Annotated in this window: 21 protein-coding genes, 2 tRNA genes and 2 pseudogenes; 7 read left to right on the top strand and 18 right to left on the bottom strand. The window is 53.8% G+C overall.

What is annotated here, in order from left to right; translation table 11 throughout:
* Positions 1 to 29 precede the first annotated feature (29 nt).
* Positions 30 to 629 (top strand): gamma-glutamyl kinase, encoded by a 600-nt coding sequence (locus K3757_RS08745; protein WP_260001055.1) that lies wholly within the window; start codon positions 30 to 32, stop codon positions 627 to 629.
* Here K3757_RS08745 and K3757_RS08740 read toward each other — a convergent pair.
* The 3 genes from K3757_RS08740 to guaB form a co-directional block, all read right to left on the bottom strand.
* Complete coding sequence (locus K3757_RS08740; protein ID WP_260001054.1) at positions 626 to 2,938, bottom strand: ATP-binding protein; 2,313 nt, start codon at positions 2,936 to 2,938, stop codon at positions 626 to 628. The genes K3757_RS08745 and K3757_RS08740 overlap by 4 nt on opposite strands.
* Positions 2,939 to 3,071: 133 nt before the next feature.
* Positions 3,072 to 4,235, bottom strand: a complete 1,164-nt coding sequence (locus K3757_RS08735) for an RsmB/NOP family class I SAM-dependent RNA methyltransferase (protein ID WP_260001053.1) — start codon at positions 4,233 to 4,235, stop codon at positions 3,072 to 3,074.
* A gap of 3 nt (positions 4,236 to 4,238) precedes the next feature.
* Entirely contained in the window at positions 4,239 to 5,687 is a 1,449-nt protein-coding gene (gene guaB / locus K3757_RS08730; RefSeq protein WP_260001052.1) for an IMP dehydrogenase, read from the bottom strand.
* 135 nt (positions 5,688 to 5,822) lie between these two features.
* Between guaB and speB the strand changes: the two genes are divergently transcribed.
* The 5 genes from speB to K3757_RS08705 all read left to right on the top strand — a co-directional run bounded on the left by speB (position 5,823) and on the right by K3757_RS08705 (position 10,475).
* Entirely contained in the window at positions 5,823 to 6,782 is a 960-nt protein-coding gene (gene speB, locus K3757_RS08725; protein WP_260001051.1) for an agmatinase, read from the top strand.
* Between the two features lie 75 nt (positions 6,783 to 6,857).
* Positions 6,858 to 7,244, top strand: a complete 387-nt coding sequence (locus K3757_RS08720) for a hypothetical protein (RefSeq protein WP_260001050.1) — start codon at positions 6,858 to 6,860, stop codon at positions 7,242 to 7,244.
* Positions 7,245 to 7,474: 230 nt separating this feature from the next.
* Positions 7,475 to 9,523, top strand: coding sequence for an ASKHA domain-containing protein (locus tag K3757_RS08715; protein WP_260001049.1), 2,049 nt, complete (start codon positions 7,475 to 7,477; stop codon positions 9,521 to 9,523).
* A complete protein-coding gene (locus K3757_RS08710; RefSeq protein WP_260001048.1) occupies positions 9,520 to 10,362 on the top strand; it encodes a class I SAM-dependent methyltransferase in 843 nt (280 codons plus the stop codon). Before K3757_RS08715 ends, K3757_RS08710 begins: the two co-directional genes overlap by 4 nt.
* 39 nt (positions 10,363 to 10,401) lie before the next feature.
* Positions 10,402 to 10,475: transfer RNA gene (locus K3757_RS08705), tRNA-Gly, on the top strand.
* A gap of 800 nt (positions 10,476 to 11,275) precedes the next feature.
* On the opposite strand, the gene K3757_RS08700 is transcribed toward K3757_RS08705, so the two are convergent.
* The 4 genes from K3757_RS08700 to K3757_RS08685 form a co-directional block, all read right to left on the bottom strand.
* Positions 11,276 to 11,467 (bottom strand): hypothetical protein, encoded by a 192-nt coding sequence (locus tag K3757_RS08700; protein ID WP_260001047.1) that lies wholly within the window; start codon positions 11,465 to 11,467, stop codon positions 11,276 to 11,278.
* Complete coding sequence (locus tag K3757_RS08695) at positions 11,464 to 12,600, bottom strand: FAD-dependent monooxygenase (RefSeq protein WP_260001046.1); 1,137 nt, start codon at positions 12,598 to 12,600, stop codon at positions 11,464 to 11,466. Before K3757_RS08695 ends, K3757_RS08700 begins: the two co-directional genes overlap by 4 nt.
* Positions 12,563 to 12,769 carry a hypothetical protein gene (locus K3757_RS08690; RefSeq protein ID WP_260001044.1) on the bottom strand — a complete coding sequence of 69 codons (207 nt, stop codon included), beginning with the start codon at positions 12,767 to 12,769 and terminating at the stop codon, positions 12,563 to 12,565. Before K3757_RS08690 ends, K3757_RS08695 begins: the two co-directional genes overlap by 38 nt.
* A 175-nt stretch (positions 12,770 to 12,944) precedes the next feature.
* Positions 12,945 to 13,835, bottom strand: coding sequence for an AraC family transcriptional regulator (locus tag K3757_RS08685; protein WP_260001043.1), 891 nt, complete (start codon positions 13,833 to 13,835; stop codon positions 12,945 to 12,947).
* Between the two features lie 162 nt (positions 13,836 to 13,997).
* On the opposite strand from K3757_RS08685, the gene K3757_RS08680 reads away from it, so the two are divergent.
* Positions 13,998 to 14,951 carry an SDR family oxidoreductase gene (locus K3757_RS08680; protein WP_260001042.1) on the top strand — a complete coding sequence of 318 codons (954 nt, stop codon included), beginning with the start codon at positions 13,998 to 14,000 and terminating at the stop codon, positions 14,949 to 14,951.
* 288 nt (positions 14,952 to 15,239) lie between these two features.
* Here K3757_RS08680 and K3757_RS08675 read toward each other — a convergent pair whose 3' ends face one another.
* The 11 genes and pseudogenes from K3757_RS08675 to K3757_RS08625 all read right to left on the bottom strand — a co-directional run bounded on the left by K3757_RS08675 (position 15,240) and on the right by K3757_RS08625 (position 24,685).
* Positions 15,240 to 16,544, bottom strand: coding sequence for a ferric reductase-like transmembrane domain-containing protein (locus K3757_RS08675; RefSeq protein WP_260001041.1), 1,305 nt, complete (start codon positions 16,542 to 16,544; stop codon positions 15,240 to 15,242).
* A gap of 1,511 nt (positions 16,545 to 18,055) precedes the next feature.
* On the bottom strand, positions 18,056 to 19,123 hold the full coding sequence (locus K3757_RS08665; RefSeq protein ID WP_260001040.1) for a hypothetical protein: 1,068 nt from the start codon (positions 19,121 to 19,123) through the stop codon (positions 18,056 to 18,058).
* On the bottom strand, positions 19,107 to 19,622 hold the full coding sequence (locus tag K3757_RS08660; RefSeq protein ID WP_260001039.1) for a hypothetical protein: 516 nt from the start codon (positions 19,620 to 19,622) through the stop codon (positions 19,107 to 19,109). The genes K3757_RS08665 and K3757_RS08660 overlap by 17 nt, the downstream gene beginning before the upstream one ends.
* Entirely contained in the window at positions 19,612 to 20,004 is a 393-nt protein-coding gene (locus K3757_RS08655) for a hypothetical protein (RefSeq protein ID WP_260001038.1), read from the bottom strand. Before K3757_RS08655 ends, K3757_RS08660 begins: the two co-directional genes overlap by 11 nt.
* 496 nt (positions 20,005 to 20,500) lie before the next feature.
* Positions 20,501 to 20,872: pseudogene (locus K3757_RS08650) on the bottom strand (integrase core domain-containing protein); the annotation flags it as partial.
* A gap of 46 nt (positions 20,873 to 20,918) precedes the next feature.
* Positions 20,919 to 21,062 (bottom strand): annotated as a pseudogene (locus tag K3757_RS19110) (transposase); the annotation flags it as partial.
* 95 nt (positions 21,063 to 21,157) lie between these two features.
* Complete coding sequence (locus tag K3757_RS08645) at positions 21,158 to 22,522, bottom strand: pilus assembly protein TadG-related protein (RefSeq protein WP_260001037.1); 1,365 nt, start codon at positions 22,520 to 22,522, stop codon at positions 21,158 to 21,160.
* Between the two features lie 13 nt (positions 22,523 to 22,535).
* Positions 22,536 to 22,973 carry a TadE/TadG family type IV pilus assembly protein gene (locus tag K3757_RS08640; RefSeq protein WP_260001036.1) on the bottom strand — a complete coding sequence of 146 codons (438 nt, stop codon included), beginning with the start codon at positions 22,971 to 22,973 and terminating at the stop codon, positions 22,536 to 22,538.
* Between the two features lie 341 nt (positions 22,974 to 23,314).
* On the bottom strand, positions 23,315 to 23,449 hold the full coding sequence (locus K3757_RS08635; protein ID WP_260001035.1) for a hypothetical protein: 135 nt from the start codon (positions 23,447 to 23,449) through the stop codon (positions 23,315 to 23,317).
* A gap of 437 nt (positions 23,450 to 23,886) precedes the next feature.
* Positions 23,887 to 24,462 carry a DUF6538 domain-containing protein gene (locus tag K3757_RS08630; RefSeq protein ID WP_311201754.1) on the bottom strand — a complete coding sequence of 192 codons (576 nt, stop codon included), beginning with the start codon at positions 24,460 to 24,462 and terminating at the stop codon, positions 23,887 to 23,889.
* Between the two features lie 133 nt (positions 24,463 to 24,595).
* A tRNA-Ser gene (locus tag K3757_RS08625) sits at positions 24,596 to 24,685 on the bottom strand.
* Positions 24,686 to 24,752 lie beyond the last annotated feature (67 nt).

The following is a 24,752-nucleotide window of genomic DNA, read 5'->3' as shown; positions in this document are numbered from 1 at the left end:
TGTATGCTGACCGGAACCGGAGATCTTAGATGCTTGTTTTCTTTAAAGAACGTCTCGCGTTCCTATCTGTACCAAAGACGGGCTCAACAGCCTACCAAACTGCGTTGGCCACCCGGGCTGATATGGCAATCACTGATCCGCCCCTGCTAAAGCATGCACCGGTCTATCGGTACAACCGATTCATCCGGCCGATGTTTTTGAACGTTTGCGATGCGGAAATGGAGCTGATGGCCGTTATGCGTGATCCAGTGAGCTGGCTCAGCAGCTGGTACAGGTACCGACAACGCCCGTTTATGAAGGACAAACCCAACAATACTTTCGGAATCAGCTTTGATGATTTTGTGCTGGGTTACATGAAAGGAAAGCGGCCTGGTTTTGCTGAGGTGGGTAGCCAGCTCAAATTCCTTGAGCGCCAACCTAATGGCACGGGCATTACGCATCTGTTCCGGTATGAGGATCAGCAAAGTCTGCAAAGCTTTCTGGAAGACAGACTGGATGTGAAGCTGTCTCTGGCCCAGGAAAACGTATCACCCGCGATAGAGATCGCATTGTCGCCTGAGATTGAGGAAAGGTTCCGCCGAAAATTTGCCGATGAGTTTGCGCTTTATGACAGTATTCCAAGCGGTTAGTGGAGCTGCTTGTTTACGGTTTCCGTCAAGTCATTCAATGAGAACGGCTTGGGCAAGAATACCGAATTTGGAATCTTCTTTTGAGCTTCTCCAAGGCTATCTTCAGCATAACCTGATACGAATACGACCCTGACATCAGGCCGCATCTTGAGCGCTTCACGTACCCAGCTTGGCCCGTCCATCCCCGGCATAACGACATCCGTGACAAAGACATCAATCTTTAGATCTTGGTCTTCGAGAGTTTCCAGCGCAGCTTCCGCGTTTTCGGCTTCGAGAACAGTATAGCCCCGCAACCGCAGTGCTCTGCTGGCAAAGGCACGCACCGGTGCTTCGTCCTCGACCAGCAAGATAACACCACCCTTAGGTGCTGTCTTAACGATTGGTCCCGCCTCTTTCGATTTTGGGACTTCGAGTTTGGCCGTTTGGACAAGAACAGGGAAATATAGCGTAAAACACGTTCCGACCCCTTCGCGACTGTCCACGAAAATATAGCCGCCCGTTTGTTTGATAATACCGTAAGCCGTTGAAAGGCCAAGGCCCGTCCCCTCACCTGTGCGCTTCGTCGTGAAAAAAGGCTCAAAAACCTTTTGTAATTTATCTGATGCAATACCAAAGCCATCATCACTAACCTTGATGGTCACGTATTCACCCGCAGGAACTGTGACCTGATCGCGTGACATCGGGTCTTTCAGGTTTGTACATTCTGTCACGATCCGAATTTCACCGCCCGAAGGCATGGCGTCGCGGGCGTTCACCACAAGGTTCATCAAGACCTGTTCCAACTGCCGCTTGTCAGCCCGGATCGGCTGAAGCACCGGATCATGGCTTAGTGTCAGCGTCACCTTTTCCCCGACCAATCTGTTCAGCAGATGGGTCAGATCAGCCAGGGTGTCCCGCATATCAAGAGTTTCAGGCCGCAACGTCTGTTTTCGAGAGAAGGCAAGCAGTTGCCCCACCAGCGCCGCAGCACGGTTCGCATTTTGGTTAATCTGGATGAGGTCGCTATAGTCGCTATCACCTTGGTCATGACGCAAGAGCAACAGATCGCAGTGGCCAGAGATAGCCGTAAGCAAGTTATTGAAATCATGCGCCACACCGCCGGCAAGTTGTCCGATCGCCTGCATTTTCTGACTCTGAACAAATTGCGCCTCAAGCGACTTGAGCTCTGTCGCATCATGCAACACAGCAATCAACGCTGGCACTCCATCCTCTTCAATACGGTTCAAGGTGACCTGAACAAAGGCCTCGCGATCCCCACGCGTAAGGCGCAGGAATTCGGATTTTTGCACCAACCTGCCAGCCAATGTGTCTTCAAGCCAATCCGAGATGGACCTGCCCAGCCCCTCCATAAGCGCCGATAAATGCGCACCCTCTGTAAGAACAACACCAATCAGATTGGATGCCCGTTTGTTAAAGGACTGGACTGTTCCATCGAGAGCGATCTTGATCATCGGGATTGGCATATCCTGAAAGACCTGCCAATCCGGATTTGGCAGCGCTTCGCCTGCGGTTGGCGGCGGTAAAAAATAGATGGCCGACCGTCCCGCCCCCGCATCCGTTTGGGCGATCAAAGCGGGTTTGCTTCCTGCAGTGGTGGCCACCTGCATTACCGTACCGGGAACAACAACCTGTTCGGCAAAGATACCGTCCAAGGATTTGCTTCTCATTCCGATAAACTGCCGGGCAGCGTGGTTCATAGACAGGATCGCCCCGCTTCGCCCAACCATTAGCATTGGTAAAATGCGGCTATCACCCATGAGACCGGCAGCAGCCTGTGTGTTCTGCGGCTCAACCCGCCACGCGAAACCATCAGAACCAATCGCATGTACTGCCAGTAATATCTGGCCGCTGTTGGTCACAATCTCTTCGCGCGCAGAACCATTTATCTCAGCCCGCGATTGCAAACGGAAAAGCACCGGTCCAGGGTTTCCCATCCGATCCGCCAACACCGATGCCATCGTACGGTCCTTGGTGGCCCCGAATATGCGGTCAGCCGCGGGATTGGCGAAATCGATCTGGCCATCATGACTCGTGATGAAACTGGGCGCGCTATCGTTGGTGACAAAATGCGCCACCGAATTATGGCTCCGCTCCTGCGCCAGTTTATGGCCGACACGCAGCACCAGTAAAGCGAGACAGACACAAAGCAGGCTGACACTGGCCGCACCCGCGCCAATCTGCGCCGCCCCGTCAAGAGCACCCCATGCGGCCCCGCCAAGTAGCAGCGCCAAAACAAGAAGGGCTCCTAAACGTTGAGGCGTCGCCAAAACCACCCTATCCGTCAGCCAGGTGCCCCTTGTCCGATGCATAACTTCCCTTCCAGCGCTTTCAGGAATCAAATCCCGAATCATTCAGTCTACTCTTGGGCCGAAGGGTTAACCGCCTATTAACCGTATCCGAAAATGGCATACAACATTCCCGCAGCCGGCAATTTTTTTGTAATTAGTTGCTTTGCGTCAAGTGTGCGGAGTAGAAACCGTCACCCAGATCGCTGACCTCAAACGTCTTTTCCCACGTGCAAACCCAGCCGTTATTGCGCGCCAGAAACGCAGCAACACGCTGTTGGTTTTCATCAGGCAGGATCGAACAGGTCGCGTAGACAAGGGTCCCGCCCTCTGCGACAAGTGCCGCCGCTGCATCCAGAATGCTGTCCTGCAGGTCCATTGTCTGAGCAAGCTGCTCTGGCGTCAAACGCCACTTGGCCTCAGGCGCACGCCGCCAAGAACCGCTGCCGGAACACGGCGCATCAACCAGAACCAGATCGTAGGGTCCAAAGGTCGCTAGATCACTGCCCTCAAGCTGGGTGATCTCGGCCTCTGCACGGGCGGCGCGCAATGGCAGATCGCGCATCCGTCCAACATCTATGTCATGAGCGAAAACCGCATCGGCCCCGCGGGCCGCAATTGCCAGCGCCTTACCGCCGCCGCCAGCGCAATAGTCAAGCACGCGGCCAGCCTGTGGCAACGCATCGACGACCGCCTGACTACTTGCGTCCTGTAGCTCGACAAAGCCATCCATATACGCAGGAGCATTGCGGATGCGCCGACTGCCCTCAACAACCGTCAAGGCCGTCGCACTCAAAGGATTTTCCACAACCTCGACGCCAGCCTCTTTCAACATGAGGATAGCATCAGAGGTATTTGTTTTTGCAACATTTACCCGGAGCGTCACTGGTGCGCGACCTTGCAGCTTCTGCGCGGTCTCCGCTGCTGCATCACCCAGACCTTCTGCAAATCGCTCAGTCAGCCAATCGGGTAAATTCCACGCATCCGCGTCGGGCATTTCGCCCTCCGGAAGCTGCATCTCATGATCCATCAAAGGCGCGGGTGCATGACCTTCGCCAGTAAATAGGGTTGCAGGATCAATGCCCTGCAAACGAAGCAAGCCGATCATCAAACCGCGCCCTGTAGCAGCATTCCCCAGCCATGCAGCTGAACGACGCACGCGCAATACGTCAAAAACATGGTCGCGGATCGCCGCCCGGTCTTTGGAACCGGCAAAACGGTTACCCCGTCCCCAACGCGTTAAAACCTGCTCGGCTGGCAAGCCGTCACCGATCATATCAAGTATCTCGATGGCGGCAGCCACCCGTGCAGCAGGTGTCATAGTCTAGCCAATCCTGTAGTTGGGAGATTCACGGGTGATCTGAACGTCATGCACGTGGCTTTCTTTCAGACCCGCGCCGGTGATTTTGACAAAATTGCAGTTCTTGCGCATTTCATCAACGGTTCCACAACCAGTGTAACCCATGGCCGCGCGCAAACCGCCGACCATCTGGTGTACCACCGCAGCGGCACTTCCCTTGTAAGCCACTTGTCCTTCGATGCCTTCCGGCACCAGCTTGTCACTGGCAGCATCCTTCTGGAAATACCGGTCAGCAGACCCGCTGGCCATGGCGCCAAGACTGCCCATACCACGGTAGCTTTTAAAGCTACGGCCCTGATATAGAATGACTTCTCCAGGGCTTTCATCTGTACCTGCAATCATCGAACCGACCATTGCACAAGAAGCACCAGCCGCAATCGCCTTGGCAAAATCGCCCGAGAATTTGATGCCACCATCGGCGATCACAGGCGTTTCACCCGCAGCCTTCGCGCAATCCATGATTGCTGTCAGCTGTGGCACACCAACACCGGCAACCATACGCGTCGTGCAGATTGAGCCCGGTCCGATGCCGACCTTAACCGCATCGGCGCCCGCGCCGATCAGCGCGCGTGTCGCTTCGCCAGTTGCCACGTTCCCGGCAACAACCTGAACCTCATTGCTAAGCTTCTTGGCGCGTTCCACGGCAATCGCCACCCCTTCGGAGTGTCCATGTGCGGTGTCGATCACGATCATATCCACGCCCGCATCGACCAATGCCTGAGACCGCTCGAAACCGGCATCGCCTGTGGTGGTCGCAGCCGCCACGCGCAGACGCCCAAGCTCGTCCTTGCAAGCAGTCGGATTAAGCACGGCTTGCTCGGTATCTTTGAGCGTCAGCAGGCCCGTCAGTTTGCCTTTGCCATCAGTCACCAGCAGTTTTTCAATGCGGCGCGCTTTCATCAGGCTGATAGCTTCTTCGCGGTCAGCAGGTTCCTGCAGGATCGCCAGATTGTCGCTGCTCATCATCAAATGCACCGGCGTGTCATCAAGATGGGCAAAACGCATGTCGCGGTTGGTTACGATACCGACAACGCGCCCCGTTTCATCAACGACCGGAAAGCCGGTGACGTTGTATCGGGCCTGCAACGCCTTGGCATCGGCCAAAGTCTGATTGGCTTTCAGAGTGATCGGATTATACACAATACCGCTTTCAAACCGTTTGACGCGGCGGACCTCTTTGGCCTGTTCCTCAGTCGTCAGGTTGCGGTGGATCACGCCCATTCCGCCGGCCTGTGCCATGGCAATCGCCATGCGCCCTTCGGTAACCGTATCCATCGCAGAGCTGAGCAAGGGTATGTTCAGCGCGATCGATTTGGTCACACGGGTACGGGTATCTGCGGTGGAAGGCAGGACCGATGAGGCGGCAGGAACCAGCAACACATCATCGAACGTCAGGGCCTCACGAATCTCCATAACAACCTCCATGGGTAATGGCATCATTTGGCGGTTTGCTATTTCACGGATAGACCGGATTGAAAAGGCCCAGAGACGCCCACCCTTGCATTTGATTTGCACTTGTCCAAAGCTGCGGCGAAACAGGAGAGTGTGATGAGCAAACACGGCTATGAGAGCGGTAGGCTGGACCTGCCATTTGTCGGCATCTCAACATTCGGCAAACGCCCTTACGAGCCTGATTGGGCCAAGCTCGACGCGGATGTTGCGATCCTCGGCGCGCCATTTGATGCGGGCACGCAATATCGTGCAGGGGCGCGGTTCGGCCCACGCGGCGTGCGCGAGGCATCTACCTTGTTCAGTTTTGGTCATGCGGGCGCGTATGACCATGAGGACGATCTGACCTATCTGCCCGGCGACGTGAACATCGTGGACATGGGCGATGCCGATATTATCCACACGGACACCGAAGCCAGCCACGCCAATATCGAGGCAGGCGTGCGTGCAGCGCTCGACGCCGCAGCCCTTCCTGTTGTGATTGGGGGCGACCATTCGATCAATATCCCCTGCATCCGAGCCTTTGACGGTCAGGGCGACATCCACATCCTGCAAATCGACGCGCATCTGGATTTTGTGAATGAAAGACACGGTGTCCGCAACGGCCACGGCAACCCGATGCGCCGTGCTGCCGAACAGCCCTATGTCACCGGCCTAACGCAAGTTGGTATTCGGAACGTCAGCTCTACAGCCAAAGAAGGCTATGACGACGCCCGTGCCATGGGGTCTGATATTATCAGCGTCAGGCAGGCCCGCGATATGGGCATCGGCGGCGTGCTGGCCCACATCCCCGTTGGTGCACGTCTATACGTGACGATCGACATCGACGCCTTCTGCCCATCAATCGCGCCCGGCACCGGCACGCCCTCTCATGGCGGGTTTCTCTATTACGAGGTTCTGGAGCTGCTACAGGCCGCGGCAAATCGTCATGACATTGTGGGCATTGATCTGGTTGAGGTTGCGCCCGATTACGATCCCTCCGGTTCTACGCAGATCCTTGCGGCACAAATTTTGCTGAATTTCCTGGGCTTTATCTTTCATGCGCGCCGCGAAACATGACGACCCGGACGGTTGGCACTCTTCTGCACTCCGACATCAATCCAAGCGCCTACCAAAATATAAAAAAGGTTGATAATGCGTTTTGTTGCTTGGTTCGTTGCTTGCACCGCACTTCTTTCAGCCTGCGGCGGTCCGTCTCTCAGCCCTGAACAGAAAGTGCAGCGTGCTGCGAACATCCCGAAAACCGATGCCGCCCTCAAGACTGCGCAAGACGTGCAGATTGATGGCAAAATGCTCCGTGTCGCGACAATCGCTGACAAAAGCTACGCCTTGGTAGAGCTGCAAGGCGCGATCGAAGAAGTGCCCGCGCGCCCTGTGCAATTCCCCAATTATCCGCAGTCAGGCCAGACGTATTTGTCGTTTTCCTCCGCGCATGGCTTTCAGGGTGTTGGCGACACCAAAGCAAGATCTATAATCCGGTCACCAAACAGCGCGGCGCGGATTTGCCTGCACGCCGCTTGACCTGGCACGCAAAACAATCGTGGCAAGGCTGTAGGGTGATCCATATCGGCTGGCATCTGCGCGACTGCCTTACCGGCTGGACAGATGCACTGCGCCTGGGGCATTCCAATTCGACAGAACCAAATATAAGTGTTGATGGCGCGAAAAGGCTTCAAGGTGACGCAGGTTTGCGTGATAAATGCGAATAATAATCTAACTTAGCGGAAACAAAGCCAAAGGCAGCCTAAAAAATGAGCGATGATCCACTTGTTATCTTTACCCCTTCTGGCAAGCGGGGCCGCTTTCCTGTGGGCACGCCTGTCCTGACCGCAGCGCGGCAATTGGGCGTCGACCTTGATTCAGTATGCGGCGGGCGTGGTATCTGCTCGAAATGCCAGATCACACCAAGCTACGGCGAGTTTTCCAAGCACGGCGTGACAGTCGAGGCCGACGCGCTGTCCGAATGGAACAGCGTTGAAGAACGCTATGACGATAAGCGCGGGCTGAAAAAAGGCCGCCGTCTGGGCTGTCAGGCAACCGTGCTCAAAGACGTGATCATCGACGTGCCTGCCGAAAGCCAGGTACACAAACAGGTCGTGCGCAAACGGGCCGAGGTACGGGACATCACGCTCAACCCCTCGACAAAGCTGTTTTATGTCGAGGTAGCAGAGCCTGACATGCACGATCCATCCGGCGACCTTGAGCGTCTGCGCTTGGCCCTGAACGAACAATGGCAGCTTGAAGAGGTCACCGCCGATCTGCACATCCTGCAAATCATGCAACCGATTTTGCGCAAAGGCGCATGGAAGGTTACAGTGGCCATCCATCTGGGCGACCATGAAAACAAGCCGCGCATCATGCACATCTGGCCCGGCTTTTATGAGGGCACGATTTACGGCGTTGCCGTTGATCTGGGGTCGACCACAATTGCGGCGCACCTGTGTGATCTGCAAACTGGCGAGGTCGTCGCATCATCGGGCGTGATGAATCCGCAAATCCGCTTTGGCGAAGACCTGATGAGCCGCGTCAGCTATTCCATGATGAATTCCAAGGGCGCCGAAGAAATGACCCTGGCTGTGCGCGAAGGGATGTGTGGTCTGTTCACACAACTTGCAACCGAGGCGGCGATCGACAAGCAGCTGATCGTGGATGCAGTGTTCGTATGTAATCCTGTGATGCACCACCTGTTCCTTGGTATTGATCCATTTGAGCTGGGTCAGGCCCCCTTTGCGCTGGCCACCTCCAACGCTTTGCGCATGCGGGGCCGTGATCTGGACCTCAACATCCATGAAAGCGCTCGCGTCTATCTGTTGCCTTGCATTGCAGGGCACGTAGGCGCGGATGCCGCCGCTGTCGCCTTGTCAGAAAGCCCGCAACTCTCAGATGATCTGGTGTTGATTGTCGACGTGGGCACAAATGCGGAAATCCTGCTGGGCAACCGTGAGAAAGTGTTGGCCTGTTCATCCCCCACCGGCCCCGCCTTCGAGGGTGCCCAGATCAGTTCAGGACAGCGCGCAGCCCCCGGCGCTATTGAGCGGGTGGAGATTGACGCTGTGACCAAGCTGCCCCGCTTCAAGGTCATCGGATCCGATCTGTGGTCAGACGAAGAAGGCTTTGATGCTGCCATCGCGCAGACCGGCGTGACCGGCATTTGCGGATCAGGTATCATTGAGATGGTCGCAGAGATGCGTATGCATGGCATCGTCGATGCACCGGGCCTGATTGGCACAGCAGAACAGACTGGATCGGCCGCCGTTTTTGCGGACGGCCGCACCAACAGCTATATGGTTTATGACGGCACCGAAAACGGGGGTCCTCTGATCACCGTGACAAACCGCGACATCCGCGAAATCCAGATGGCCAAGGCTGCGCTATATTCCGGCGCGCGTCTGCTGATGGACAAATTCGGCGTCGATAAAGTGGATCGTGTGGTGCTTGCGGGTGCTTTTGGTGCGCATATCTCAACCAAACACGCGATGGTTCTGGGCATGATCCCGGATGCACCGCTGGATAAAGTTACATCTGCGGGCAATGCCGCTGGCACTGGCGCCCGCATCGCCCTGCTGAACAGCGATGCGCGCGGCGAAATCGAGGAGATCGTGCGCAACATCCACAAGATCGAGACAGCAATCGAGCCGCGCTTTCAGGAGCATTTCGTGAACGCCTCCGCAATGCCGAACGCAGTCGAGCCTTTCCCGATCCTGAATTCCATTGTCACTTTGCCAACCCGCACCTTCAACACCGGTGGCGGCGGGGAAGGCAATGGCAGCGGTGGCAGCCGTAGACGGCGTCGCGGATGAGCAACAACGACGATCAGCGTGACTTCTGGACAGATCAGGCTGGCCCGCTTTGGGTCGATCAACGGGCTTCTTTGGATGCCGCGCTGGCCGAAGTTCTGGAAGGCACGTTGACGCGGGCAGATATTCAATCCGGTCACAGCGTGTTGGATATCGGCTGCGGCGCTGGTACCAGCACGTTTTCTGTGGCGCATATCATCGGCGACACCGGACATGTGACGGGGATCGACATCTCCTCCACGTTGCTGGAAGCGGCGCATAGCCGTGTTAAAGGGCAGCACAACATCGCCTTTCTTCAAGCAGATGCCCAAAACCATCCGTTCGTTCCCCAAAGCGCTGACAGGATCGTGTCGCGGTTTGGCGTTTTGTTCTTTGAAAATCCTGCGGCCGCATTTGCAAATATCGCCTCTGCGTTGCGCGATGACGGCTGTATCGCGTTTTCCGCATGGGGGGCCATTGAGGAAAACCCGTTCTTCACGCTGCCCGCGCAGGTCGCGCGTGAAGTCCTTGGTCCGGTTCCCAAATCTCCCCCTGACGGACCGGGACCCTTTTCGCTGCGCGATCCGGCCCGTATTGCGCAGATCATGCAAGACGCAGGCCTTGTCGCCGAAGTGGAAACCACCGAGGAAAGCCTGACCATTTCCGATGGCGCAGAAGCAATGGCACGCGTCATGTGCCAGATTGGCCCTGCCAATAAAGCGCTAGGTCACTACAACGCGGACGATGTGCAGCGCGCCCACCTGCTGGACGCTTTGACCAAGGCTCTTGAACCTTACGAGACCTCTAAAGGCGTCACCCTGCCCGCTCAAATCAACTATGTGATTGCACGCAAACCCTCTTGACGCATGAAGCACTGCGGCTTAGGTCAATGCCACTGGCGCGCGGGTATGGTGAAAAGGTATCACGGCAGCTTCCCAAGCTTTAGTTACGAGTTCGATTCTCGTTACCCGCTCCAGAAAAATTATCCATAAAATCCATAAAAATCAATTATTCGCCTAGAATATTGGGTGAAATATCTACACGTAGCGTATTGAAGACATGGGAGAATTCGGGAACGTCTGGAGCATTTTTGGTGTCCCCCCAGACTTTCCCCCAGAACTCACGCAAGGAAAACGAAACCCTTGAAGTCGGGATCGCCGCTCCATAAAAAATAATAATAACCAATATCTTAACTTACTTCCATGATTGGAGGTTATCGCAACCTCAATTTTACGGTCAGTCAATGAAACTGTTTGAGATTGCTTATTCACTGGCCAGCGCGGGTGCCCAGATCGAGTGCTTCCAATATTCATCTTCCCCCAAAGATATGCCCTTGTTGGTGGAGACCCCTGTTACCGTAAATTCATCGCTACAATTGATATCAATGTCAGCAAATTGATCGGTTAATACTCAACTTCAAGCGGGCTGTGATGAACCTGAGCCGTCTTGGTAATCCCTTGGCCCTCTTTAAGGTTGTACGAAAGAAAACAAGGCTTTGATAATAAGCGCATAGCCCCGAGCAACATCCGAGCCTGGAACCAGACCTTCCATAACCGCCTTGTCTGCTTCATCTGGTCCATCGCGAATGACTGCCTGCGTGACCTCTATGTCCGCGGTAAATACCGAGACGTAATCCCGCCGATTACAGACCCACCTGTTGCACGTTTCAGCGAGCATTGCTCACATTTTTCTGAACTCTTGGAGATTAACCAAAATGAACGGCTTCAGTTTCGAAAAATGTAGTTTGCAAGTGTAGGGGCGAGATCGGTGTTGGCTTTAACGATAGTTCGCTGCATCAAGGTTGCGTTTGGCATCGTAGATCAATTTGATGACGCGGTTGGCGTCACCGAACTCATGCGACAATAGCAATGCCAGCTTTATCAGAAACAACTCGGACTTTTCGGGTCCAACGCTGTCAATTTGTGCTGCAAGAGCATCATAGACGGCTTCGACATCTGTAGGGGTCATGGAAGAACCTCTCCGGCTGCAAATCTCAGCGCGTGTTGAATGGTGGCAGGTGTAGTGTCAAACAGCCGCGCGGCGATGTGAAGGTCGGGACGCACGAGGTATGCGCTGGATTGTCTTGCTCCGAATTGCTGGGCAACCTCGGACTCAGCATCAATTAGAATGACCGCGACACCCGCGATGTCCAAATCGTTGGCAAGGCGCTTATCGAAAACAAGAACAGAAAACCCAGCACCCAGTTTCCCGGTCAGATAACCGTCACCAATCCGCGCCTCTGGCAGCATCGCACCAACCTGCGGCCCGCTTTTAAATTCAGGATCATCAGCGCACACAACGGGACTATCACAATAGGTATAGGGTGTCATCTGGCGCGGATTAGCGAGCTGTCCCGCAAAGGAATGGCTGAGCGCGAGGTTTAGCGCTGCATCACGCATGACCTTCCAACCGCGCGTAGGTGGTGTCATGAAACGCGCGGATTTAGAGGCGTTTGCAAAGACATCCAACGTGGCCCCGCGACGCTCTGGTGTATAGCTGTCAAGCAAGGGAGGGGCGGCTTTGCCCTGCATCACATAGGCCAGCTTCCACGCGATGTTATGCGCGTCGGCCAAACCGTTGTTCAGGCCGCGTACACCGAATATGGGGACGATATGAGCTGAATCGCCGATGAAGAAGATACGCCCGTCGCGGTACTCATCCAGCGCCAGAGTGTTGGCTGAATAGATGCTCCACCATTCCAGTTGCCAATCGCCTTCATAGCCGATTTCGTCGAGCACCGCTGTCACAGAGGCCCGCACGGTTTCCTCTTTGATGGCATCGCCTTCATCCTCGTCCACGCCAAGCTGATAGTCGATCCGCCAAATGTTGTCGGGTTGCTTGTGGATCAGGATCGTCGCACCGCGTCTGCAATCAGGATCAAACAGCGCGCGGCGGATTGTGGGATAGTCATGCGGCATTTGAATATCCGCGATGACATAGCGCCCCTCGTAATTGTCGCCTTTCAAACGCAGCCCACGCATCTTACGCATCGGGCTGCGCGCCCCATCCGCGGCCAAAACCCAATCAGCGGTGAGAGTGTAGCGCCCGTGAGGATCCTCGATCTCAAGGTCTACTCCGTGATCCGTATCCGTCGCGCCCACGACCCTGCTCTGCCACCGTGCCATATTGCGCCATTGTCCTGTCGACGCGCTTAATCTCGGAGGCGCCAAAGCCTGCCGAGCCTTTCCAAGTACCATAGAACAGCCCGCCACCAAGGATCAGCATCAATATCCCCGCCACGAGCATCGGAAACACGAACGCTCTGGTCATGTCGGTCTCGCCCCTCGACCAAAAGAAAGGCTGGCCAAGACAACCATCACCCCGAAACAGCAGGAGAGGCTGTTTGACAGCAGTTCCGCCCGGGCCCCGTCGGACGATGCCTTGAGGATATCAATAGTGTCTCTTTTCTTTAGCGGGCTGTGTGTCTGCAGTGCGGAGTGCGCCCTTAGGTCAGGCGTTCGGGCACCTGAACCGCGTTGCTCCATTGCCGGGGCGACTGGCCGTACATCCGCTTGAACTCGCGGCTGAATTGAGAGGAGCTTTGGTAACCTACGTCCCAGGCCGCCTCCGAAACTGTCTTGCCTTCGGCAATCTTCATCGCGGCGCTGTTCAGGCGCATGGATTTCACAAACTGGATCGGGGACATTGTCGTGGCGTCTTTGAATCGCCGATGGAATACCGCGCGGCTCATACCCACATGGTCGGCCATATCTTCGATGGTGATCTGTTCGTTCAGGTGGTTCGAGAGATACTCGATGGTGCGCGCGATTTCGTTGCCGACACCAAAGGCACGTCTTGCGGCGGCCCCGGCTTCCCCCTTGAGCACCGCGTAACACAACTCGCGCATGCGCCCCGATCCTAACACCTCCAAGTCAACCGGATTGTCGAGCAGCGCTAGGAGCCGCAGTAAAGCCTGCGTAAACCCCGCATCCCAGGCTGCCAGTACCAAGGCTGATGGCGCTTCGCCCCGAAACTGTCTGTTGCCACCCGCGGCAGCCTCGATCTCCATGGTGAGTTCGCGCATCATTCGTGGATCCAAAGTGATCACTAGACCGAGCAGAGGATCCGCTTCGGAAGCCTGTGGCGTGCCAGCCTCTACCGGTAGGGTCATTGGGCAAAGCAGGTATTTGTCGTTGCCATAGACGTGATGCTCACCGTCCAGCACAGCTTCCTTGGTGCCGCTCAGGATGGCTACAACCGTGGGCTCGTATACGGCAGGCACGCAGGGCATGGCCTCGGTCACCCGGAAAAGCTGGACACCCTTCAACGCGATATCGACAAGGCCCGCCTCGGGCAGGCGGTTCTCAATAAGGGCTTTGATCTGTTCCTTGCTCATGCGCTGTAGCTTGCAGAGGATTTTCATCTTTGCAACGGGGTTGAGACGATTGGGCAAGTAATAGAGAGGATTTCGCCTGTTTGGAGGTGCTGGCTGCTACTATCTGTGCTTTCAGACAAATAACACCCAGAACCGCCAGCTTGGGCTGGCAGGAGACCGACAATGGCCGATACGACATTTGGACCTAAAGGTTGGACGCCCGAGCGCCTCGGTGACCAATCGGGCAAGACCTACATCATAACCGGCGCCAACGCGGGCGCAGGCTTTCAAGCGACGCGCATTCTTCTGAAGAAGAACGCCAAGGTGGTGTTGCTGAACCGGTCGGCCGAGAAGTCAGAGGCGGCAATCGCTGAGTTGAAGCAGGAATTCGGCGCGAAAGCTGACGTGAGCTTCATCCGCATGGACCTGTCCGTCCTGCACAGCGTGCGCGAGGCCGGCAAAGAAGTCCTGAAGACCGTGCCCCGCATCGACGCGCTGATCAATAACGCCGCCATCGCGCAGGTGCCGACGCGCAAGCTGACGGTCGACGGGTTCGAAAGCCAGCTTGCCACCAACCACTACGGACATTTTCTGCTGAATGGTCTGCTTTTCGATCGCATCGCGGAAAGCATGGGCCGGATCGTGATCGTCGCGAGCCTTGGCTACAACCTCGGTCTCAAGACCATCAAGTTCGATGATATGAACTGGGATGAAGGCTACGGCGCAAACACCGCTTATTCGCAAAGCAAGTTGGCGCAGATGATGTTTGCATACGAACTGCAGGACCGGCTGGCCGCTGCGGGGCGCAAAGATGTAGAGGTTTTCGTCTGCCATCCTGGCTCATCGGCGACGTCTCTGATCACAACAAGTGGCAGCCGCATGATGCGTTTCATCTGGTGGCTGATGACCAAGACGCCGATGGTACAGACTGCGCAACAAGGCTCATACCCCGAGGTCATGTGCGCGACCGAAGAGGCGTTGACCGAGCAACGCGCCCTCTACGGTCCGACGGGCCGCATGGAAGCGGTCGGCCCAGTCGGCAAGGGCACACTGAACGCTCACGCCCATGACAAGACTGTCATGTCGCGTCTCTGGGAGGTGTCCGAAAAAGCCGTTGGGTTCGAGTGGAAATTCTGACCAATTGATAGAAGTCGGCTGCCAACGCTCCAGTCCCGAATGCGGACACTGGCGCGCCTTGCAGCACGCCACAGCTATGGGCTCAACCCTGCCTTTCGCTTCCTCTTCGCCACTGGCAGCTTTCGTATGGATTGCGACCTAGCCTCGGATACTGCCAGAGGAAAAACACTCTTGAGCAGGAGGAACTAAACCCTAAGCGCGAAGGCCAAGATCAAAAGCCCGAGGATCACATTGACCGTCAACAGCGCAAGCCAGACCCTGCGGCGCTGAGACAGATGGCGGAATGGGTCAATCATAAGTGAACCTCTCTGACAGGATGTTGGATGAGGGTGTACCTTTGCTGAGCAGATGATCCTCAACTGCATCCATCATGGCAGGCGGCCCGCAGAGCACAAACAGCCAAGTTTGACAAATCTCGGGCGAGAAGTGTCTTTCTAGCAGCGCCGGATCGATACGGCCCGTCTCTCCGGCCCAGTCTTCTGGCGGCTCTGACAGAACATAAACCACATCCTCATGCGATAAATCCTCTGATGGAATGATCTGCTCTTGAAGCCGGTTGCCATAGATCAGCTTGACCGGGCGCTTGTCGCCCGTCGCACGCATCTGACGCAGAATACCCAGCATCGGTGCGATGCCAACGCCGCCGGCGATCAGGGCGACGCCCTGTGCGGTGCGCCCCTCAATGATCAAATTTCCGTAGGGACCATCAATATAGGCAAGTGTTCCGGGAGACACCTGATCAAGGGTTCTGGTGAAATCGCCAAGCTCTTTAATGATGAAGCTCAGTTCATTGCCATCCACGGATGCCGAACTGATCGAGAAAGGGTTCTCATAATGGCTGAAGGCGCTATGCCCGATGTTAAGCCATACAAACTGGCCAGCATCATAGGTGATGCCGTTGTGACCAGTGGGGGCAAGCTTAAGCTGCCATTGAAACGGCGTCAGACGTTTGATTACGGTCACCTTCCAAGGTCGCGTCGATTGTCGCAGTGGCTGAAACACGTAGATATTCAGTAGCGCAGCCACGGCGGTGCCCGTCATGGCGACCCAAAACCACATAATGGTTGGATCGGCACTGTAACGCCCGGCGCTGATCGTGTGGTCAAGCAGCAGAAATGCAATAAGCAATGAGCCGATGCCGTGCATCAATCGCCATGTCTCGTATTTGTAGTCCAGCTGAGTCCGGGCGATGGCGAGCAATACGAAGGTAGGAAAAAGCAGGTACGCCACTATGCCTGACGCGAGATCAGAAAACTCCGATGTCACAGTCAACGCACGCGTCGGATCCCATGGTCGATGCCCACCCGACGGCGTGCCTCCAAACATGAACGGGTGTAACAGAGCAAAAGCGAGAGCGGTTCGGGCGATAAGTTGGTGAAACCGCTGGATTACATCCATTCCGATGCGTTTTGAAAGACGTTTGAACCGACCTGACAAGACAAATTCGGTCAGGATGATCGCAAAAGCCACCATGCCAAGACCCGACGCAATGTCGTCAAGCAACGGACGCGGCGGCCAGTCCAATGCCCACGACAGACACAAGGGCATCAGGACAATGACAAGGTAGAAGAGGATAAGAATCACGGACTGCATACTGCAAATTAGATCCTTTGCGCATCTTCTGGATTGATGTCGCTCAAAGTTGCCGTTTAGGTCGTGAACCGATTGGATATAACCAGAACGAATGCGCAATACTGCCGCTTAACTGGGACCCGCGGAGCAAGGACGTCAAACGTTCGCCTCCCACTGGTGGCTGCGTGAACATCGGTAAGGCCCTGTCTGGCGGGCAGCATTCGACACAATGGGCTCGAAGCCGACCTTGGATGCAGCGCAGCATTTCATGATATGATGCAGTGTCAACGTCGGGTTGTCGATGTGGGATGGCATGGCGGGTTGGAGAAACTGTCATGCAAAAACCAAACTTACCGGTCATTCGCCACTTCGCACCGCTTGGAAAGAGGGTCGCCCCTTTGGCCAGAAACGGCCGCTGAAGCCCAAACATGTGTGTGCGATCCAAGGCAGACTGGAACTGGCAGAGAACCATTGCGATCGTGCTCTGTTCAATATGGTCATCGATTGCAAATTGCGCGGCTGTGACCTTGTGCGGACGAAAGTTGTCGATTTCATGGCATCCGGACAGTTCAAAGAACGGGCATCGGTGCTGCAAAGTAAGACCTAAAGACCGGTCCGGTTCGAAATTTTCGAGCGCACGCGCGGCTCCCTGGGGAAGTGGATGGAAGATCCACCAATGGATGGGTCCGAGTATCTCTGGCCTGGATGGTTTCACGAGCGCCTTCACATCTTAACGCGCCAGTCTGCCGGTATCGTGCGGGATTGGGTTTCGTCTATCGGGTTGGAGGGGACCGCTTATGGGACCCATTCAATGCAACGCACGAAGGTCACTCAGACATATATGAAACCGGGCAACCTGCGCGCCATTTAGCTTCTGTTGGGGCATACGAAGATGGACAGCACGGTTAGATACTTTGGCGTTGAACTTGAAGATGTGTTGGCAATTTCGGAAGCTATTGAAACCTAAATTTTTGGGCCTTCGCTCTGCCTTCCCATGCTGCAATCGCACGCCCCTTTGCGGACATTTGTACTTCCGGCAGCATCTTCAGAATTTCGATGATCTAATCGCGGACACTGCCAATTTAGTTTAAAGTTGCCGGATTGCGCACTTTGAGGCAGCAGCGAGAACGGACCATTCGTGAATGAGTTCTAAGTTATCCTCAAAAGAAAAAAGTACCCTTCGATCAAACCGCTTGCCCAAATGTAAAGATGGGCTGTTTCACGTCCTCTGCTTGGCTCAAGCGAGGACCGCCACAAACTGGTCGTCGAATTTTTGGCCGCGATTTCAAAGAAACCTATACCCAGAATATTGTCATGGGCTCTGTTCGCAGCATCGAAAGACCTTACGCCAAGCCGGGCGCAAACCACTGATCGGAAGTTACCTCCGAAATTGACGCCCCAGCATGGTCGCGCGGATCTGGCGATCACACCTGCAAATCAACTGGCACTGTTTGACGGGCTTCATGGTATTCCCACTATCCAGATATCGGGGCTGTTACCGAAGTAAATAAGATAAATCAGATAGCATGATGTCACCTTGCGAGATCAACCAAGGGCATTGTGGGTGGGAATAAGTACACAGAGTTCAACCAAGCATTTCCAATTTGCTGACCTTCTCGATAGGCGAATACATCAAACCGATCACGCGTTTTATCGTAACCGAAGTGGCATTGCTCTTCCGCCTGCCCTGCAAATTTGAGAAGGGTGTAGCCCGACTTCGATTTAAGCGCTGTATAATGACCCGTTGTCTTGTAGAGATTTACCAGCTCTTTTGTCACAATCCGGTCGCCGATTGTTGCCCCTTGCACAGCGTATCCAAGGTTTGCGCACAGCTGGTAAAACCCTACTTCCAAATCGAAATTCTGGGGCGCCCGAAGCTCCTCAGGAAAAATATCAATTCTCCATGAGAATGCATCGTGTAAGGTTTCAACATAGCGCATCTCATCTGGGGGCGTTCTAAGCATTTCCCGGAGCAAACCCAAAGGAATAAAGTCAGTTTCCGGATCACTGCTGATGGCACCATCGACAATCTGAGCAATAGTTTTCAAGGCCCCATCGTATGCGCTGTTGACCATAGCCATCGGCACCTCGGTGGTCATATCACTTGAAATAGGAAGTGATGGCGCATGAAAACCAAGCTTTCCATTTGGATGCAACATCCGAAAGGGTTTAAATTTGTCGTATATTCCTACGAAGCCATGCATGAATGCTATCGCGCAGGCAGATGAACATTCAGCGTTTTCGGGTACAAAGGTTCCAAAATAGTTTTCAAAAATGAGCTTGCCGATCAAGAACCCCTCGTTGAGATTTCCACCGCTGCTATTCATGCAAATTACGAAATTTTTATCATCGTGATCTTGTCCGGGAAGGCTCAGGATTGCTTCCTTTACCTTTTCAGCACTTCCACGCACGATAGTTCCACTCAATTCGTGTGTACAAATACCGGAATCGAGTTGGCTGAATTCTAAGGGTGTATCGCTGAGAGTTTTAATTTGGAACTCAGCAGCGGATGATCGCCCGGTTGTGATAGCTAAAAGCAAAAGCGCAATAACCACTAACGTTCCGAAACTCCATCTCATCCGATCACTTGCAGCCACCATTCGAGATCTCCTCTAAACCACGTGATAGGTTTTTTACGTTTGTTGCTCTTTCAATTTCCGTCACCACTCCCATAAAAACACATGAGAACTCTGAAGCCTCTTTGCCCATCAACGAATGAAGCAGTTCGCCATCACAAAGACCTGAGGCGGTACAATCAGCGGCTGCATTATAGAAACCCGTGATGGCGAGAACGTTTGGCATGACGGTGTTCAGGAGAGATTGATCCGCTCTGATCTTTTTCACCAAGAAAGTGTTCAAATCCAAAGAGCCCAAACGTGCCGGCGCAACTGTGGCCTGCGCGTTTGCTACCAACTCAAATAGTTCGCTTCTTGTTCGAACAAGCTCCGCTTGCTGATACTGGCTTGCAACCTGAAAGGTGAACTCCGCCTTCTTTGTTTCAAAATCACCTAGATAAGCAACAAGGGCCAGAACGGCAGTCATGGCAACAATGAGAGCCGAGCACACCTCCGCGATGTATGAAGCCCGCTCAATTCTCAAGACAGATGCCCTCTCGAGGTATTCGGATTTCTCCGCTCACAGCAACAAGGTCTTTCGATTCAATCAAACACTGAAACTCTTGCTTCGTCAGAATGATTACTGGGTCCCCATCCATAACTTCGAACGTACCGGAGTTCACCGCTGAAGCCGCCATGGCCTTTGATAAATCAGCCTCAGGGCAGCCCATTACCATTATGACGATAGGATCATCTCCATGTTCCATATAATTTCGAGAATTGTCGACTATGCAGGAAAACTGTTCTTGCGACACCCTCCAGAAAGATTCCTCGGCACTCGACGCAGCCGAAAAAATGCAAAACAGAACACAAAGACAGGTGAAAAGAACGGCTTGCATCTTTCGAAAAGCTTCAATGATCATCATGCAACTCTCTCGAACAAATTGGTCGCGCTATCGTCAACTGAGTGAAGACCCCAAAAAAAAACCAAAGTCGCACTGCCGGAACGAAGACATTTCAGAAACTACTGAGAGATCACTTACTTGTCTATATCGTCCGTCGTCAAAGTTCTCGGACCCGACGTTTGCCTGAGCCAATAGAGGGTTTGGGGCTCATCGCAGCCACCGAGGAGTGACTATTGAGAAAGTTGACTAAAACCACCGTGAGAGACGATCATCAAAGACATGAAACGTGCCAATCGTAGGTATTATTCATCTATGGAGAAGATCAGGATCGTCTCGGACGGGTGAGGAATGTGATTGCAAGTCAATTGATCGAATGGCCGCTCAGAATACTGGTTCAGTTGTCATTTGAACCCGTTACGAAGGTCTGGTTTCCGCCCTGAGTGTCGAGTGCCGCTTCCGGCCTATTCTGTTGAAAAAATCGGATATCTGGCGTTTGACCTGCTCCCCTGAGAGTCCGCTATTTTAGGTTGGCTCTGTTCAGGTTTTGGCCCTTCTTTGACCGGTTAAAATATTCCGCCGGTGTCATACCAGAGAGTCTGGAATGTGGGCGAAGGTGGTTAAAGTCATTGCGCCAAGCCACCACCAAATTGCGCGCATGGTGAAGGCTATCGAACAAATGCTCGTTCAGGCACTCGTCATGCATGCGACCGTTGATGCTTTCAACATTGCCGTTCTGCATTGGTTTACCCGGCGCGATGTAGTGCCAATCGACTTTGCGGTCTTCCTGCCACTTCAGGATCGCATTCGAAGTCAGTTCTGTTGCATTGTCGCTGACCACCATGCAGGGATAGCCACGTATCTCAGCGATCCTACCCAGTTCACTTGCCACACTTTCACTCTCGGGATCATGCTGCGCATAACCCTGCCGTGCAGTGCATCCCGCCATACTTGGACCGCCATTTGCAAAGCGTCGCATTGCTGACCCCATGCTTGCGGCGCAGTTCCGTCGCGCCAAGCCCCGCCTGATGCCCCTTCAATATCCCAATGATCTGTTCTTCGGTAAAACGGCTTCTCTTCATAGACTTTCTCCTTAGTTGGAGAACCGGCCAACCTTGAACGCCGGACTTTTCAGTGAGCACGTCATCAAGCATGCATCCAATCGGGGGTTTACACCTCATTTTACGGTTCGGAAGTACGGAGCCCGGTACACATTCTCCATACCCTGGTTCTGACAGTACCCCATGTCCATGTTGCTCGTGCCATCGATCATCCCTCTGGATTGGAAAGACACGCCCTGAATGCCATTAGCATTCGCAGAAAACTGGATATCACCAATGGCAAGGATTTGTCCGCCAAACGCGTTGAGTGAAGAGGCCGCCTTGAAACCTCCAAGGGTCATAAGAGTAGCGCCTCCGCCAGCTGCGCAATTATCATCACGTCCGATGCTCAGACCTGAGGGAGTACTAAAGGAGGTGACGCTGGAGTTAGTTGTCGCGATGACAACATCCTCAAGCATAACTCCATTTGAAAACTTGATCTCGCAATCACTCACAAACACAAAGTTTGAGTACACGCCGGCTTCGAAGGTGACTTTTCCAGACCCTGGGCAACTGTACCTGTTCACCGAATTGGGTTCAAAATGCTCCGGGGTCAGCCCCGTTCCCTTGTACCTCGTATTACCATTGGAATCGGGCACCGCGAGGGAAGACGACGATACAGTGTAGGGCGTACCAGCGTAGACATAAGGTGGCAGATGATCGGCCTCACCAGTCCAGAAGCTGTCGATAATGTCGGGCAGATCATTGAGCAGGCGCAGCCGATAGGCCCCTGATCGCAGGGCAGTTTGAAGACCGTCATTCTTCTCAAATCCAGATTTTGGCATATCGAGATCGTTCAGATTGGGCATCGAAACAATTGTACCAGGTTCAAAGTAGTTGTTCTGGTTCAGGCTGACATAATCATTGGAATGAATGCAAAACCCGTCAGTGAAACTGTTGTTAGATTGTATATCCACCACTAATTCAGCCACAAATCCCTCGGTGAAGCATGGAGGGTAATAGGTGCTGTAAACAGATTCGACATTGACGTTGAAGGTATCAAAACCAACGATCCTGAGTAGGAAGTTCCGCGAGGGATTGCCACGAATATCAGACATCTCAGCGGACACCCGAACTGCGTCATTAGATTCCATGTCAGCCGTAAATGTTGCTGACTGCCTATCCCAATTTCCAAACTCTATGTCAGCCCAAGTTATCGCAACTGATCCGAACGTCGATACCGGAAGTAAGCTGGATACGGTTGCCAAAGCCTGATCCTGTGAAGCCATAACATCATGCTTCGTTCTCGTATAAAGAGCAGCGTGCGCCGCGGTATCGGCGGCAATCTGCAATTGGGTCCGCTCGGCAATGACCTTGTTGAAGTCAATTGCGACTCCGCCCATCACAATCGCAATTAGCACAAAGAACAAAGCCAAAATTGTGATAGAGCCGTCTTCGCTTTTAGCTATCCGGCTCGTGCCAACCGCAAGACGTGATTTCATGGAATTATCCATATCAAAACTCAATCAGGTGTTGGGCCCGCACACCGATGTTTATGCCATCAAATGCTGAGAACATCATGTTAAACGGCATGAGGTTCGTTGCTGGCGTGGTAAGTACTGTAGAGATTTCACCGCCCGCTATCGTCGATTGAATTGACAGGTCCGCGCTGAGATATGCAAGTTTCTCGCCAATGTACGCTTCCACCGCTGCACCATCTTCAAGGCGGCCCAAGGAGAATGCGCGATTGCCGTCTTGGACGACACGAAGAATTTGAGATTCACTGAAAAACACCATCGACAGATTTATAATCATGGTCAGCAAAATGGTGAAAATCGGAAGCCATATGACCGTTTCAATCGTCGCGCTCCCCTCTTCATTGTTAAAGAAGTTCGACGATCCATTACGTAAAGTAAACTTGGTGCCGTGCATAGACGCATTAATGATGGTCATGTTGTGCTCACAATCCGTTGGTTCACTGCTGCTTTCGGGTCCAGCGCTCTGCCGGGCTTTCCGCTTCTTCACACTTGCTTCTAATGGAGGCGAGATTCTGTTCGAAAGATGATTTTACAAAGTTATACTTATAACCCAATAAAATCAGCAATTTAGAAAAATGCCCATATCACAAAGACTTAGAAATATCTCAGAACACAGAAATGATGCAAAGCCGCCTGATCAACCATTACAATTAACCAATCGTCCAAAATGCGTCGGCGCGAGCGAATCCCATATCCTTCCAGCTCGCTCTTTCCGGAGGTTTGTGTCGACGTAAATGACTATTGGTTTGGTATTCTTCAGATGTCGATTTCCCGCTGCAACGCGCAGATATAGGCAGCAATAAAAAAACCATCGGTCTGCGTAATATGTTGCGCAATTGGCATGTCGCCAAATTTCCAGCGGTGTGCTCGAATACAATTCTGTGCTGCCATAACGAACGCCATACCACCGTGGTGGTTGGACTTGTAAATCTGGTGAACCAGAAGCTGTGCAATAATAGCCTTGCCTGTGCATTTCTCCCATGGCGTGCAGAGCCAGAAAACCCATATGCTGTTTTCCTATCCGCTGTTGGCCGAATAAGGAGGCCGGCATGCGAAGGCTGGCGATAGCATCATCCGGTATTTCCTGGAGGGTATCTTCCTCCACCGATGTAATCACAGCTGCAGGTCGGGTGATGTGCCGAATTTCGGCTACTGCCGCGACCAGAACAATCGGCATTGCCAACCATTTCACCTATATTTCTCTTTAACAAACGACATGCCGATTGGATGTTTTGTCGGGAAACCTGTCTTTGTATTTGAATGACCGCTTGTGCGATCGGACCTATCGCATGTCAGGCACGCAGCGAACGGCAGCTCTCCGCCCTTCCCTAGCGCAGGAGATCCAGGATTTCATCAACGGTGATGTTGTTGATTGGCTTGTCACCGACAACGCTCACAAAATTCCGGACAGCCTTCTTTCGCGGGTTCTCCCAACGCCGCTTCTGATCCTCGCTTTTGCCAAAGGTCTTGTCTTTAACCAGCGCCCAATAGGTCTCCAGCGCCTGCGTGACAGTCAACGCAGGAGGCTGCTTTGTCCCCAGAACGGCTGCTGCCTCAACCGGGTCAGGCCTCTGGTCACGATTGGCGATAGTTTCAATCCGGTCCAGCAGGGTGTCGATCGGCAGTTGCACCACCTGATCCAGCGGCATGTACCGCACGCCCTTGGCCGACGCAAAATCCTGAACAGCCTCAAAATGTTTCACCGCGTCGTCATCATGACCAGACAAACGAGCTTTCCATGCCGCAACCTGTTCGTTCCAAACCGCCGGTGCTTTCTCGCATGCAAGACGTCGAGAATCCGTTCTCAAGCTGATCCAGACCTCCGAGCAGGATTCGACCTGCTGAAATTCCACAGGCACACGGCGGCGCAGGCACCACTGGTTTCCATGTTTGTGCACAGACATAACACACCCAGCGACGAACCTGCCGTGTAGCAATTTCGGGGTGTTCGATTGCCCCATACCGCACGCAAAACACCCTTTAGAGGGGTAAGTACGCGTAAAATATGAGGTTCCAAGTTTTCTTGAAAAATGGTCATGGCGGACAGACAGGGATTCGAACCCTGGAGACGGTCTCCCGCCTACACACTTTCCAGGCGTGCGCCTTCGACCACTCGGCCACCTGTCCGTGGGGGGTCTTTAGCAAGGTAGCACGCGTATATGCAAGCCCGAAAGTGGACCTAGTTGTCGTTAAT

The organism is Sulfitobacter sp. S223 (assembly GCF_025143825.1).
GTDB lineage: Bacteria > Pseudomonadota > Alphaproteobacteria > Rhodobacterales > Rhodobacteraceae > Sulfitobacter.
The sequence above is the reverse complement of the archived record's forward strand: the minus strand, read 5'-3'. Positions and strand labels throughout refer to the sequence as shown.

Bases quoted from the DNA above. Each gene is read 5' to 3' on its own strand.
- K3757_RS08675 (WP_260001041.1), bottom strand. From the start codon at position 16,544: ATGCAGTCCGTGATTCTTATCCTCTTCTACCTTGTCATTGTCCTGATG.
- K3757_RS08665 (WP_260001040.1), bottom strand. From the start codon at position 19,123: ATGGTGGCTGCAAGTGATCGGATGAGATGGAGTTTCGGAACGTTAGTG.
- K3757_RS08735 (WP_260001053.1), bottom strand. From the start codon at position 4,235: ATGACACCTGCTGCACGGGTGGCTGCCGCCATCGAGATACTTGATATG.
- guaB (WP_260001052.1), bottom strand. From the start codon at position 5,687: ATGGAGATTCGTGAGGCCCTGACGTTCGATGATGTGTTGCTGGTTCCT.
- K3757_RS08680 (WP_260001042.1), top strand. From the start codon at position 13,998: ATGGCCGATACGACATTTGGACCTAAAGGTTGGACGCCCGAGCGCCTC.
- speB (WP_260001051.1), top strand. From the start codon at position 5,823: ATGAGCAAACACGGCTATGAGAGCGGTAGGCTGGACCTGCCATTTGTC.
- K3757_RS08740 (WP_260001054.1), bottom strand. From the start codon at position 2,938: ATGCATCGGACAAGGGGCACCTGGCTGACGGATAGGGTGGTTTTGGCG.
- K3757_RS08715 (WP_260001049.1), top strand. From the start codon at position 7,475: ATGAGCGATGATCCACTTGTTATCTTTACCCCTTCTGGCAAGCGGGGC.
- K3757_RS08745 (WP_260001055.1), top strand. From the start codon at position 30: ATGCTTGTTTTCTTTAAAGAACGTCTCGCGTTCCTATCTGTACCAAAG.
- K3757_RS08720 (WP_260001050.1), top strand. From the start codon at position 6,858: ATGCGTTTTGTTGCTTGGTTCGTTGCTTGCACCGCACTTCTTTCAGCC.
- K3757_RS08640 (WP_260001036.1), bottom strand. From the start codon at position 22,973: ATGACCATCATTAATGCGTCTATGCACGGCACCAAGTTTACTTTACGT.
- K3757_RS08710 (WP_260001048.1), top strand. From the start codon at position 9,520: ATGAGCAACAACGACGATCAGCGTGACTTCTGGACAGATCAGGCTGGC.
- K3757_RS08630 (WP_311201754.1), bottom strand. From the start codon at position 24,462: ATGTCTGTGCACAAACATGGAAACCAGTGGTGCCTGCGCCGCCGTGTG.
- K3757_RS08635 (WP_260001035.1), bottom strand. From the start codon at position 23,449: ATGGCAGCACAGAATTGTATTCGAGCACACCGCTGGAAATTTGGCGAC.
- K3757_RS08685 (WP_260001043.1), bottom strand. From the start codon at position 13,835: ATGAGCAAGGAACAGATCAAAGCCCTTATTGAGAACCGCCTGCCCGAG.
- K3757_RS08645 (WP_260001037.1), bottom strand. From the start codon at position 22,522: ATGAAATCACGTCTTGCGGTTGGCACGAGCCGGATAGCTAAAAGCGAA.
- K3757_RS08690 (WP_260001044.1), bottom strand. From the start codon at position 12,769: ATGACCAGAGCGTTCGTGTTTCCGATGCTCGTGGCGGGGATATTGATG.
- K3757_RS08700 (WP_260001047.1), bottom strand. From the start codon at position 11,467: ATGACCCCTACAGATGTCGAAGCCGTCTATGATGCTCTTGCAGCACAA.
- K3757_RS08655 (WP_260001038.1), bottom strand. From the start codon at position 20,004: ATGATGATCATTGAAGCTTTTCGAAAGATGCAAGCCGTTCTTTTCACC.